14 protein-coding genes and 1 pseudogene are annotated in these 12,481 nt (G+C 68.0%); 11 read left to right on the top strand and 4 right to left on the bottom strand.

Annotation, left to right across the window (positions count from 1 at the left end):
- Positions 1–2: 2 nt before the first annotated feature.
- Together EXE41_RS05210 and EXE41_RS05205 are read right to left on the bottom strand one after the other, a co-directional pair.
- The gene (locus EXE41_RS05210) at positions 3–932 is read right to left on the bottom strand and encodes a spondin domain-containing protein (RefSeq protein WP_137690446.1); all 930 of its coding nucleotides are present in this window, start codon (positions 930–932) and stop codon (positions 3–5) included.
- 192 nt (positions 933–1,124) lie between these two features.
- Positions 1,125–1,688, bottom strand: coding sequence for a HalX domain-containing protein (locus tag EXE41_RS05205; protein WP_094553371.1), 564 nt, complete (start codon positions 1,686–1,688; stop codon positions 1,125–1,127).
- Positions 1,689–1,832: 144 nt separating this feature from the next.
- On the opposite strand from EXE41_RS05205, the gene EXE41_RS05200 reads away from it, so the two are divergent.
- Positions 1,833–2,564, top strand: a complete 732-nt coding sequence (locus EXE41_RS05200) for an ATPase domain-containing protein (RefSeq protein ID WP_094494440.1) — start codon at positions 1,833–1,835, stop codon at positions 2,562–2,564.
- Between the two features lie 41 nt (positions 2,565–2,605).
- Here EXE41_RS05200 and EXE41_RS05195 read toward each other — a convergent pair whose 3' ends face one another.
- The gene (locus tag EXE41_RS05195; protein WP_004597591.1) at positions 2,606–2,944 is read right to left on the bottom strand and encodes a helix-turn-helix domain-containing protein; all 339 of its coding nucleotides are present in this window, start codon (positions 2,942–2,944) and stop codon (positions 2,606–2,608) included.
- Positions 2,945–3,129: 185 nt separating this feature from the next.
- On the opposite strand from EXE41_RS05195, the gene EXE41_RS05190 reads away from it, so the two are divergent.
- The 5 genes from EXE41_RS05190 to EXE41_RS05170 all read left to right on the top strand — a co-directional run bounded on the left by EXE41_RS05190 (position 3,130) and on the right by EXE41_RS05170 (position 6,846).
- Complete coding sequence (locus EXE41_RS05190; RefSeq protein ID WP_094494441.1) at positions 3,130–3,468, top strand: hypothetical protein; 339 nt, start codon at positions 3,130–3,132, stop codon at positions 3,466–3,468.
- Between the two features lie 224 nt (positions 3,469–3,692).
- Positions 3,693–4,277: an SHOCT domain-containing protein gene (locus EXE41_RS05185; protein WP_137690445.1), complete on the top strand. Its 585-nt coding sequence runs from the start codon at positions 3,693–3,695 to the stop codon at positions 4,275–4,277.
- Positions 4,278–4,615: 338 nt separating this feature from the next.
- Entirely contained in the window at positions 4,616–5,248 is a 633-nt protein-coding gene (locus EXE41_RS05180; protein ID WP_137690444.1) for an archaellin/type IV pilin N-terminal domain-containing protein, read from the top strand.
- 2 nt (positions 5,249–5,250) lie between these two features.
- Positions 5,251–5,994, top strand: coding sequence for an archaellin/type IV pilin N-terminal domain-containing protein (locus EXE41_RS05175; protein ID WP_137690443.1), 744 nt, complete (start codon positions 5,251–5,253; stop codon positions 5,992–5,994).
- Between the two features lie 84 nt (positions 5,995–6,078).
- Positions 6,079–6,846, top strand: coding sequence for a hypothetical protein (locus EXE41_RS05170; protein ID WP_137690442.1), 768 nt, complete (start codon positions 6,079–6,081; stop codon positions 6,844–6,846).
- Between the two features lie 21 nt (positions 6,847–6,867).
- Here EXE41_RS05170 and EXE41_RS05165 read toward each other — a convergent pair whose 3' ends face one another.
- A complete protein-coding gene (locus EXE41_RS05165; RefSeq protein ID WP_094494445.1) occupies positions 6,868–7,311 on the bottom strand; it encodes a zinc ribbon domain-containing protein in 444 nt (147 codons plus the stop codon).
- 224 nt (positions 7,312–7,535) lie between these two features.
- On the opposite strand from EXE41_RS05165, the gene EXE41_RS05160 reads away from it, so the two are divergent.
- The 5 genes and pseudogenes from EXE41_RS05160 to EXE41_RS05140 form a co-directional block, all read left to right on the top strand.
- The gene (locus EXE41_RS05160; protein ID WP_199240854.1) at positions 7,536–9,923 is read left to right on the top strand and encodes a BGTF surface domain-containing protein; all 2,388 of its coding nucleotides are present in this window, start codon (positions 7,536–7,538) and stop codon (positions 9,921–9,923) included.
- Positions 9,924–10,020: 97 nt separating this feature from the next.
- A complete protein-coding gene (cheY, locus tag EXE41_RS05155; protein WP_004597560.1) occupies positions 10,021–10,377 on the top strand; it encodes a chemotaxis protein CheY in 357 nt (118 codons plus the stop codon).
- Positions 10,377–11,567, top strand: a complete 1,191-nt coding sequence (locus tag EXE41_RS05150; protein WP_086215276.1) for a chemotaxis protein CheC — start codon at positions 10,377–10,379, stop codon at positions 11,565–11,567. The genes cheY and EXE41_RS05150 overlap by 1 nt, the downstream gene beginning before the upstream one ends.
- Positions 11,564–12,139 (top strand): chemotaxis protein CheD, encoded by a 576-nt coding sequence (locus EXE41_RS05145; RefSeq protein ID WP_086219913.1) that lies wholly within the window; start codon positions 11,564–11,566, stop codon positions 12,137–12,139. The genes EXE41_RS05150 and EXE41_RS05145 overlap by 4 nt, the downstream gene beginning before the upstream one ends.
- A 148-nt stretch (positions 12,140–12,287) precedes the next feature.
- Positions 12,288–12,481, top strand: a pseudogene (locus EXE41_RS05140) (flagella accessory C family protein); the annotation flags it as partial.

The following is a 12,481-nucleotide window of genomic DNA, read 5'->3' as shown; positions in this document are numbered from 1 at the left end:
CTTTACGTCGGGGTTACGGTCACTTGAACTACGTCCCCGACCGCCGGGTACTCATGGCCGTCGTCGACCTCGCGCAGTCGACGCACGACGCCGCCCTCGTCCGCGCCTTGGTCCGGCGCCTCCTGCGCCGGGGCTTGGTCCGGGCCCCTTCCGGGCGGCTCCGCGTTCGGCTCCGTCCCCGCGTCGAACAGCGCCGCGGCGTCGGTGACGTCGCCGTCGACCGGGTCGCCGTCCTCCGGCCAGAGCACGATCCCCGTCTCCTCCGTCGAGACGAACACGTCGTTCGAGGGGACGAACATCGAGGCGAACGAGAGCCGGTGGCCGGGCGAGACGTCGACCTCGAACTCGAACGCGCCGCCGGGCGCGATCGGCGGTGCCCCCGGAACCTCGCCAGTCGGGTCGTTCGGGTCCGCGACGGTGTCGGCCGGCGCGTACACCCCCGAGTGGGCGACGACCGACGACGCCTCCAGTTCGTCGACGAGCCCGTCTGCCCCCTCGAAGCCGGTCGGCGGACCCGCCTCCGCGAGCCCTTCGAGGCCGATCGAGGCCGACTCGCCGAGTTCGTAGACCGGGTTCTCTCCCTCGTGGACGGCGTACGCGCCCGGCGTGATCCAGACGGCGCCGTCCGTCGGCGTCTCGGCGGGATAGAAGTCCGGGGACGCGACGTTCTCGATCCGCACTCGCACGGTGGCGGACTCCGCCATCCCGTCGTCACCCGTCTCGTCGTCGTCCGTTCCGCCGTCGCCGTCCATCGCCTCATCGTCGTCCGCCCCGCCGTCACCGTTCATCGCACCGTCGCCGTCCATCCCGCTGCCGTCATCCATGCCGCCTCGGTCACCCGTCCCGCCGTCGCCGAGGCAACCGGCGAGTGCCAGCGTCGCGAGTCCGCCGCTCGCCGTCAGGAACCGTCGCCGCGCGTCTCGGTGCGTCATGGCTTCGGCGAGGGCGATGACGGGGATATAGATTTTTCAAGTACGGAACAAACTCGGTGCGGAGTCGGGGCGAACTCCGTTCAAACTTCGTTCGGGATCCGGACGCGGTCGGCGGGTTCCGCCACCCGTCGCTACCGGCGCGGCAGGCGACGCTCGGGGTCGATGAGCGCGGCGGAGAAAACAGTCGCCGCCTCAGGCCTCGCCGAGGTCGCGGAACATCGCGCGGTAGTCGTCGGTCGACAGCGACTCGCCGAGGTCGTCGATGTCGGCGTCCAAGTCCTCCAACCGGTCGACCAGTTCGGCGTACGCCTCGTTCTCCTCGCGCTGTGCGGCCGGTTTCTGCGAGCTGAGGACCGCGCGTTTGCTGGCGAGGGCGGCGGCCTCCTGAACGAGGTCGTCGTACTCGCTGCGCGTCAGTAGCGTGTCGATGGCTGCGAGCAGCTTCGAGCGGCTCACCGGCTTGGTGAGGTAGAGGTCGAACCCCATGTCGATGATGTCGAAGTCGGGTTCAACCGCGGTGACCATCGCCACGCGACAGTCGTACCCCTCCTCGCGGATGTGTCCCAAGACGTCGTCGCCGCTCCCGTCGGGGAGGCGGCGGTCGAGGAGCACCACGTCGACGGCGGCGTCGACGCGGTCGATCGCCTCGGCGGCGGTCTCCGCCACGTCGACGGCGTACCGCTCCTCTAAGAAGCCGGCGTACAGCGCCGCGATGTCTGGCTCGTCCTCCACGACGAGCACCGACGGATCGCTCACCGCCGATCACCGCCGAGGGCGACCGGACACGCTTCACCGGGCATACACGAACGGGCGGCGTGTCGAGAGATAAAACTGTCGCCGTTCGATCGCCCGATGTGCTCAACCGTCTTTTATATACTCCGGCCGCCAAGGGGGAGACGAATGTCAGAACTCGTCTCCACCGGGGTCGAGGGGCTCGACTCCATTCTCACCGGCGGCATCACCGAGCGGTCGACGGTCCTCGTCTCCGGCAACCCGGGCACCGGCAAGAGCATTTTCGGCATCCAGTACCTCCATCACGGCGTCTCCGAACACGACGAGCGCGGCGTGTACGTCTCCTTCGAGGAGGACGAGGCCGACATCCGCGGCGCGGCCGCGTCCGTCGGCTTCGAGGGGTTCGACGAGATGGTCGACGACGGCGACATCGTGATCCTCGACAAGCGGGAGATGCTCCGCGAGACCGACTTCTCGACCGCGGTCGACCGCCTACTCGACACGGTCGAGGACGGCGAGTTCGACCGGCTCGTCCTCGACTCGCTGTCGATGTTCCAGCTCTTCTTCGACGCCGAACAGGAGAAGCGCACCTACCTGCTGAAGTTCTCGGACATCCTCAAGGCGAACGGGCTCACCTCGCTGCTCATCAACGAGCAGGGCGCCGTCTTCCCCGACACCGAGGTCGGCTTAGAGAACTTCCTCACGGACGGGAACATCTACTTCATCCAGACGCCGACGGACTCGGGCGTCAACCGCTACGTCTGGGTGGCGAAGATGCGGAAACAGGACATCGACACCGACATCTTCCCGATGGAGATCGGGCAGGGCGGGATCACGGTCCACGAGCGCGCCGGCGGGTTCTCGATGATGGGCGGCTCCGACGACCAGCCGTCGTTCTGACGCCGGCGGTAGGCGCCCGACGCGTCCGGCCGTTCGGCCCGCTACTCCCGCGACGAGAGGTCGCGCCAGACGTCGTCGAGGCGGTTCTTCACCGCCGACCGCTCCTCCACCTCGACGGTGAGCCCGTCGCGGAAGTCGACCTCGACCCCGTCGACCTTCCGGCGGTACACCTTCACGCGCCGGTGTTCGTCCGAGAGCGGGCGATCGTGTAACTCGAGGAGGTCCGCCTCCTCCAACTCGTTGATCCGTCGGTAACACGTCGCGATCGGGACGTCCAACTGGTCGCTGAGGTCCTGCGCCGACTTCGCGTCGCCCGTCGCCGTCAGGATGTCCGTGTTGTATTTGTTACCGAGTACGGTGATCAGATCGTCCCCCACCATTCACGTTATCGAGATTGATTTTTATCTCTTATAATGGTACCGGTGAGTGCCCCGGGCGGCAATCCTCGCGATCCGGCGCGCGGTACGGGACCGCGGGCGGTTCGGCGACTCGAATCGGTTCGCCGTGTTATCGCCGCTGATACCCGCCACCGTGGGTTTATTATCCGCGTTCGAGCAGGTGGGGTATGGAGCTCATCGAGGGGTTGTACCTGATGACGACCACCGTGCTGGCCGGCGCGAGCGCGACGCTCGTCGCGTTCGCCGTCGCGGCGTACCGGTCGTCCGGCCGCACGGCGATGGCGTACCTGGCGGCCGGCTTCGGCCTCGTCGTCGTCGCGGCGGTCGGAACGCCCGCGGTCGCCTTCCGGACCGGCTTCGCGAACGCCGAGGCGCTACTCTTAGTCAACACCGGGCTGCTGGCGGCGTCGATGGCGCTCGTCGCCGGGAGCCTCGCGGTGTACGAGCCGGGGACGCGCGAGTTCGTGATCCCCGAGTCGGAGCTGTCGCGCCTCCGCGATCGGTGACAGTCGGGTCCGAGCCCCAACCCCCCGCGCCGCCGCCGAATCGATCCCGAGCGAACGCCGCGAAACCGGAGGCGTACCCCGCTCCCCGACGCCCTTTTGCGTTCTCGGTCCGTAGCGATCTCGATGACAGATCGCTGTCGAGACAGCGGCGCGACCGCGAGCCCGCCACCGGCTCCGCGGCGGCGCCGACCCGGTGAATCGCCCCGAGGCCCGGGGCGTCGACGATGACGACCGCCGACGGCCGCGGCGGCCTCTCGCCGGTCGCGCGCCTCTCGGACCTCGCCGCGCGCGCTGGCGTCGGCGCCGGGGTCACGGTGCTCGTGAGCGTCCTGCCCGTCGTCGGGCTGGTCGCACCCGCGGTCGGCGCCGGCGTGGCGAGTTGGACCGACGACGCGGAGCGCCCCCGCGGCCCGAAGATCGGGGCCGCTACGGGCGCGCTGGTCGCGCTGCTGTCGCTGCCGCTGACGTTCTTCGCCGTCTGGGTCGCGGCCGCGGTGTCGCCCGCGGCGACCGTGGGCGTCCTCGCGCTCACGCTGTTCGGCGCGGCGTACGTCGTCGGCAGCGGCGCGCTCGGCGGCTACCTCGCGGACCGGATCGCCGAGGACCGCGGTACCTCGCCGGCGGACGCCGACCCCGAGGCGCCCGCGACGCCGATCGAGCGCCTCAAACACCGCTACGTCGAGGGCGATATCTCCGACGCGGAGTTCGAGCGCCGCCTCGACCGACTGGTCTCCGCCGACCGCGACCGAACCGACTCGGCGTCTCGACGCGGGACGCCCGAGACGACTGCCCCCGAGCACGAGCGCTGAAACGGCCTCGGGGGGATCGCTCTTTCGAACGGCGTCGTTGACACCCGGTATTCACCCCTTCTTGCTCGTCAGTCTCGCCCGACGCGGCCGCCGCTCGTTCGCACATCGGATTCGTCCGGAGACCGGTCGGTACCGCCGCTGCGCCGCAGATCCAGATCTGATACTCTCTCGCCGAAGTCGTTGATATATTCTGTAACTAAATTACTCAAAATAACCCAAAAATCGCACGACGTGACGCGTTTATCAACTTGGATAACCGGGAACGTGATCTTAAGTAGGAAATCCACTTCGCTATCGATAACGCCCGCCGGGCAGGCCGGGGGCCGACGCAACACACAATGTTCGAAACCATACTGGACGAGGAAGAGCGCGGTCAAGTGGGGATCGGGACCCTCATCGTGTTCATCGCGATGGTGCTGGTGGCGGCGATCGCTGCCGGCGTCCTGATCAACACGGCCGGGTTCCTCCAAACGCAGGCGGAAGCAACGGGCGAAGAGAGTACAAGTCAGGTCTCTGACCGGCTTCAGGTCGTGAGTCAGTCCGGGAATGTGACCGATCTTAACATCACGAACACGAGTACCGAACGCGCGATCGACAAGCTACAGATCACGGTCGCGCAGTCGCCCGGCGCCGGCAACATCGACCTCTCTGAAGTGAGTGTCGAGCTGATCGGCACCGGCGGACAGGTGTCGGGGACGCTTAACGGCACAGAGAACATCGATATCTTCACGGATGAGAATGAGGATGCCGTCGTCCTCACCGACAGCGGCGACCGCGCGGAAATCACCTTGAACCTCAACTCTACCGACGGTGACTTCGGCTACAACCTCGATCCCACGAACAGCGATGGCGGGATCGAGGCCGGCGACAGTCTCTCGGTGACGTTCACGACGGCGTCCGGTTCGTCAACGACGACCGAACTTCGTGTCCCGACGACGCTGACTGAGGAACAGACTTCTGTGAGGCTGTAACAATGTTCGAATTCATCACTGACAACGAAGACCGCGGTCAGGTTGGTATCGGGACGCTCATCGTGTTCATCGCGATGGTGTTGGTGGCGGCGATCGCCGCCGGCGTCCTGATCAACACGGCCGGCTTCCTTCAGTCGCAGGCTGAGGCGACCGGCCAAGAGAGTACGGACCTCGTCTCCGAGCGGATCGACGTGACGAGTGAGGTCGGGATCGTCGGTAACGCCACCTCCGGCGAACTGGATTCCATCCGCGTCGCCGTCTCCGGCGCCGCCGGCTCCGATCAGATCGACCTGTCGGAAACGACGATACAGGCGGTCGGGCCGAACGGCCAGGCGAACCTCGTGTTCACTGATCAGGCCGCGAACAGCACGTCGCTGGACAGTTTCACCAGCAATGCCACTCACCTCAACCAGACCAAGTTCGCGGTCAAGAACGGCACCGGCGCGTGGGTCTCTGGTGACAGCGCCGTTCTGAACGGTGAAGAGGACTACACGATCGTCATCAATCCCGGCGCAGAGCCGTTCGGTGACCTCGTCGCAGAAAATAGCTCGGATGGCGGCGTCTACTACAATGATGGTGCTGGTAGTTCAGGCTTCAATTACGCCCATCTCGACGACGGCTACGATTCCTTCGGCCAGAGCGACACCTCGTCACTCGAGATCGTTTCGCCGTCGTCGGCGACGACGTCGATCGAACTGACCGCCCCCGACCTCTTCAGCGAGGAGGGCGAAGCGGTCCGGCTCTAACGAGCCCCGAACCGCTCGCGAACCACCTTCTGCGGAACCGATCCGCCCGGAACACCTATTTTCTCGCGCGTTCACGGCATTACTATGAGCGACCGCGACGCACCGGCCGCCGACCCCGACGCGCCGCCGGCCGACCCCGATGAACTCGACTTCACCGACGACGAGAACGTCGTCGAGATCGAGGAGGGTCGGTACGTCGTCGGGACCAACGGCCGCCCTAACGTCGGCCGATCGCGGGAGCGGCAGCGGGAGCAGCGGGCGAACGAGGGAGCCGGGTTCACCGCCGCGGAGCCCGCGAACCCGGACGACCGCCGGCCCGCGGGTGACGACCCCCGCGCGAGCGCCGCCGGGCCCGGCGTCGAGGACCGCGATCGGCGACAGGCTGGCGGGGAGGGTCGCGCAGCCGGACAGGGACGCGGCGGCGGAGGCGGACGGAACGACGGCCGTGGAAGCGCCGGAGCGAGTTCAGGCGGCCAGCGGCCGACTGGCGCAGACGCGGTCGATCGACAGGCGGTGAGCCGGTGGCTGGCGACCTCCTTCGACGGCGACGGCTTCGACTACGGCATCGACGCGACGCTCCACGCGGAAGGCGACACCACCCGCCAGCGCATGGTGTCGAACGACGTGACGGCGACGTTCGACACGCTGATCTCGTGGTTCGCGTCGAACGCCGGCCCGAGTTCGCCGACGCCGGAGGCGATCGGGCTGCTGCTCGCCGCCTCCGAGACGACCGTCGACCTCCCGCCGGTGATGATCAAGCGGTTCGCGGCGAGTCAGGGGCTCTCCGCGAGCGACAGCATCGGCGATCTGGTGCGCGCCGCCGAGAAAGAGGGCGGGTTCCGGGTCGAGTGAGTCGGGAAGGAGAACGGGAAGCTACAGGAGGAACAGCAGCGCGGCGCCGACCACCGCGAATATCGCGTACAGTCCCGCCATCACTTCGCGTTTCAGCGGGCTGCCGAGCGGCTCGGCGGTGAGCCGGCGGATCGGCGGGAGGATCGCGATCCCGGCGAGGATCAGGGGGAAAGACCCGATCGCGGGGACGAGGGTGAGCGCGACGACGACGGTGCCGTACCCGACGACGTAACAGCCGCGCCGCCAGAGCTGCTCGCGGTCGCTGAGGTCGGCCATGTCGGCGAATCCGCTGGACCCGCTCGCGTCGCCTCCGCCGTCTCCGCCGCCCCCCGCCACCTGCTCCGCCTGTCGCTGGACGTACTCGTCTAACTCCTCGGCCGCGTCCTCCGTCTGCGGGGCACCGCACTGCGCGCAGTACCGGGCTTCCTCGTCGATCGACGCCTCACAGCGGGGACACGATGCCATCGTGGTGGAAAGCGGACGCCCGTTCGGCTTAATTCTTCGGGGAACGGCCGAGCGGTCGACACCCTCGCAGTCGGTCGATCTGGCGCTCGTTCGACGCTGTCTCCCCGACTCCGTTCACAGGAGTGATAATCGGGAGGGTACGTTTTAGTCGGAGAACGGCGGAGCGTCGAACGACTGACACGCCCCCGTGACACTCGCGGGGTCGACGATCCGTCCGACTCACAATGACAGACACGCCCGACGACGACGACCGAGACTCGCCCCCGCGGCCGAGACCCGCCCGACTCGGTGGTCCCGACGCTCCCGGAGGCACCGACGAAGCGCTCGCGTCTCGGCTCCGCCGGCGCTCGACGCTCCGACGAGGCATGGCGGTGTTCGTCGCCCTCGTCGCCGTGTTCTCCGTCGTGGCTACCGGTCCCGTCGCCGCCGGCCTCTCGGCGGCCGACCACGTGCCCTCGGGCGACTCCCTCGAAACCAACGCCGTCTCTACCGACTCGACGGAACCCGCCCCGACGGCCCGACCCGAACTCAGCGGTTCGTTCTCCCGTCCGACCTACACCGGAATCGCGGGCGACCCGGTCAATATCAGGTACACCGCCAGCAACAGCAACGGAAGCGCGTACCTCCTGATCGGCGGGAATCGCCTCACCGACTCCGGAAAGTTGGTCGGGTTCACCGACGTCGTGAAGCTAGACGATTTCGACGGCACGGTCAACACCCGCCTTCTCGGAACGGCCGAGGGAACCGCCAGTAGCTGTGCCCGAGAGAACACGTCCTGTGACTTGGAGTTCCGCGATCAGGACGGCGACACGCTCGACAAGGACCTCTCCGACCTCAGCGGTGCCACCGGTGCCGGCGGACTCGCCCGTCCGCTCGTTCCGCAGCGGTACCGGCTGGCGATCACCAACGGCACGTTCATGATCGAGGACTCCGGCGCGGTGCCTCCCGTTGAGTCGGCCGCCTCGTCGGACCTCGTGTTGACGAAGCCGACGTTCCACGACGAGATCGAGGTGTTCACCACCGCAGATCCGGAGAACGTCGAAGGCGGTGGCGGCGACGAGTCGCTCAGCGCACTCGAACAGAACGGGCTTGAGCGAACCGCGGTGACGAAGGGCGACCGCGTTGTCCTCGGCTTCGAAGCGACCGGCATCTGGGGAGCGCTGTCGCACTTCGCCGAGAAAGAGGGTGAAGACTCGCTTCAGGCCGGCCAAGCGATCAACCACACCGTTCTGAGAGATTTCCTCAGGGCCGAAGAGGGCGTCACCCTCAGCGTTCGACAGACGAACCCGAGCATGAACGAGCCCCGCTCGAAGCTCGACCTCGCGGACGCCGACCCCGAGGACGTCTCGCTTCTCCTTGCCGACGCTAAGAAGCTAGAGACTGGTGACTCAACCCCGGGCCGGTTCTACCTCGTTCTGGACACGAGCGACGGGGGGCCCCTCGGGAACCCCGAACCGGGAGACGAGTTCGCCGTCGAGTTCGCTCTGGAGGGCACCGAGGGGCAGCGGTACGCGTTCGCTGAAACTGACTCGGAGCCGCCGGACCCGTTCAGACATAAATCGAACACCCCGGACCAGTTCCCGTACTGGGAGACCAACGACGGGACCGTGAGCGCGGAGGCGTCGTTCTCGATCCAGGAGCGCTACTTCGAATACGACCACGTCACCGACGACGGCGAACTCCTCGTCGAGGCCTCGGGCGGGGCGGTGACGGGGACGACAACGATCCTCCCACCGATCGAGATGTCCGCCACCTTCGTCGACGACAAGCGCGACGAGCCCTTCCGGTCGGAGTCCGAAGTATCGCTCTCCGACGATGGGAACTTCACCATCGGCGCCGACCTCGGCAACGCCGACCCCGGAACGCGGCTGAACTACGAGCTGTACGACGGGACGACGCTCCGCGACAGCCGCACGGTGGTCGTCGTCGAGGACACCGACGACCCGGACCGGCTCGCGATCGACAGCGTCCCCGAGAACGTCACCGTCGCGACGGGCGGGAACCTCTCCGCGCTCGGAATCGGCGTCCGAAACGCCGGCGGGCTGGAGGGAGCGGGAACGCTCGCGCTCGATGTCGACGACGGGAACATAACGACCGCTCGCGACCTGACGCTGTCGTCGAACGAGTCGCGCACTGTCGGCTTCCCGTCCGAGACCGTCCGTCTCGACCCCGGGGAGTACCCGTTCTCCGTCACCCTCGACGGCGACCAGCGGAACGGAACGGTGACCGTCGCGGAGAACCCGGCGCGGACGACGATCGACGACGGCGACGGCGAGGCCGACGGAAGCGACACCGACGACGCCGAGAACGCTTCGAACGTCAGTGAGGGTGACGAGAACGCTACGAACACCGACGGGAACTCGACGGACGCCGGTGGAAACTCTACTGCGAACGACTCCGCGGGCGCCGCGGACCCCGACGGGAACTCCTCGAATCCCGGCGGCAACTCTACGAACCCCGACGGCAACTCGTCGGACCCGACCGGCGATTCCGGCGGGGGTGACGGCGAGGATGAGCCAGCGACCTTCCTCCCCTTCGGCATCGGCACCCGCGAGGCGTTCGGCGGCACCGTCGTCGTCGGTGCGATCCACATCCTCGGCCACTGGGTGTGACTCACCCGGCGGCGACCGGCCGCGTCCTGCTCCGTTCTCAGCGCTGAGAACCGCGGGGGAGCGGTTAAGTGATCGCTGTGCCCGGATTCAGACAACAATGGCTACGCGGGTACTCATCGCCGACGACTCGGAGTTCATGCGGAACCTCCTCCGAGAGATCCTCGAAGGCGAGTTCGAGATCGTCGGGGAGGCGGAGAACGGCGTGGAGGCGGTCAACATGTACGAAGAGCACGGTCCGGACCTCGTGATGATGGACATCGTGATGCCGATCCGCGACGGGATCGAGGCGACGACGGAGATCTTAGAGGAGAATCCCGACGCGACGGTAATCATGTGTACCAGCGTCGGGCAGGAGGAGAAGATGAAGGCGGCCATCAAGGCGGGCGCTGAGGGGTACATCACGAAGCCGTTCCAGAAGCCGAACGTGCTCGACGCCATCGGCTCGGCGGTATAATGCGCGTCGACGTCCGCGCGCTCGGGGCCTGTAATCGCCTCGCGGAGCGGGGGGCCAAACAGGCCGCCGGCGCGCTCTCGGACCTGACCGGGACCGACCTCGCGGTGGAGGTGACGGGCGCGAGCGTCGCCAGCGGCGAGGACCTCGCGGAGTCGTTCGCGGGCCGGGAGTCGATCGGCGTGAGCGTCGGGCTCCGCGGCGGGTTAGACGGCGAGGCGGTCCTCGCGTTCGACGCGGTCAACGCCGACGCCCTCCTCTCGCTTTTACCCGGCGGGCAGTCGATGGAGCGCAGCGCGGTGACGGAGGTCGGCAACATCGCGCTCGGCGGCTTCCTCGACGGTTGGGCGAACTACCTCGGGAAGGCGATAGACATGTCGCCCCCGCGGTACTTCGAGGCGGACGGCGCCGCGGTGCTGCCCGACGGCGCGCTCGCGGGCGACGGCGTGTTCCTCTTCGAGAGTCGGCTGGACGCCACGACGACCGACCTCGACTTCTCCATCTACATGCTTCCCGACTCGGGGCCCTTCCGCGACCTCATCGTCGGGAAGACGGCCCCCGCGGCGACGGCCGGCGGCGAGGCGAACGGCGGGACGGAGAGCACGGCGGTGCCGTACGAGTCGCTGTCGACGTTCTCCTCGCTGGCGAAGCGGGGGTCGGCGAACGCCGCCGACAACATCTCGATGATGACCGGGTTAGAGACGAGCGTCGACGTGAGCCGGCTCCGGTTCGTCCCGCTCGCTGACGTGCCCGCGGAAGTGGGGACCGAGCCGCATGCCGGCACGGTGTTCGAGCTCCAGGGAGAGCCGAGCGGCTACCTCGCGATCCTCTTCGAGGAGTCCTCGGCGGCGGCGGTCGCCGACGCGATGCTCCCGATGGAGCCGGACGAACCCTTGGGCGACATGGCCGAGAACGCGCTCTGCGAGCTCGGCAACGTGATGACGAGCGGGTTCATCGACGGCTGGGCGAACGTGCTCGGCACGTCGATCACCCACTCGCCGCCGGAGTTCGTCCACGACATCGGGGCCTCGACGATCAGCCCGCTCGTCGCGAAGCTGAGCGAGCGACAGGACTACGGGTTCGTGATCGACACCGCCATCGAGACCGAGGGGATCCAGGCGCGCTGTGACGTGTACGCGCTCCCCGACGAGCGCGAACTGGCTCGGGCGCTCGACCGACTCTCCGACTCGTGACCCGCTCGCTCTCCGACGACCCACCGGACGACCCGGCGGAGCGGACGGAGAGCGACGCGGTCGCCGACCCGGCCGCCGTCACCGGCGGTGCCGCGGCCGACGACCCCGGCCGAATCAAAGTGGGCGTCGGCGAACTCGCGGTGACGACCGACGACGCGGTCCTGACCACCAGCGGGCTCGGCTCCTGCGTCGCGGTCGCGCTCGTCGACGAGCGGGCCGGCGCTCGCGGCCTCCTCCACGCCATGCTGCCCGCGGGCGAGGGGCGGACGACCGCGACCTCGCGACCCGCGAAGTACGTCGACACCGGGGTCGACTCGCTGATCGCGTCCCTCGACGACGCCGGCGCCGACCCCCGGCGGTTGAAGGCGCGGGTCGCCGGCGGCGCCGAGATGCTCGACCTCACTGACGCGGTCGGTCCGCGGAACGTCGAGCGGGTCGGCGAGGTGCTCGACGCCGCCGGCGTCCCGATCGTCGCCAGCGACGTCGGCGACGCGGTCGGCCGCACGGTCCGGTTCCGCTCGGACGGTCGGCTCGTCGTCCGCGCCGCCGACGGCTTCGAGCGGGCGATCTGAGCGCCGATCGGCGGCGGTTCGGTCCCCTTTCCGTCTCAGTTCTCCGCATTTAGTCCTGTAACGTCCGATATTCGACCGACGGCATGCTTTCTCACGGTTGATATTTTGAGGGGTGAATTGAAGTGCGTTCTGCGGGTCGTACACGGTAATGGGCCTCGAACTACCGGTGTGGGGAGCTCCAACCGCCGCCTGGGCAGTCGCCACGCTGGGGCTCGTCGGTGCGAGCGTCCTCGACAGGTTCCTCGACGACGACGGATCCGGCGACGACGGTTCCGGGGGTATGGACGGCGACGACGATCCCTTCGGCGGCGACATGGGTGGAGGGATGGGCGGCGGCATGGG

Origin of the sequence: Halorubrum sp. SD690R (assembly GCF_005435035.1) — an archaeon.
Lineage (GTDB): Archaea > Halobacteriota > Halobacteria > Halobacteriales > Haloferacaceae > Halorubrum > Halorubrum ezzemoulense.
Note: the sequence above shows the minus strand (reverse complement) of the source record. Positions and strands in the feature narration are given on the sequence as shown.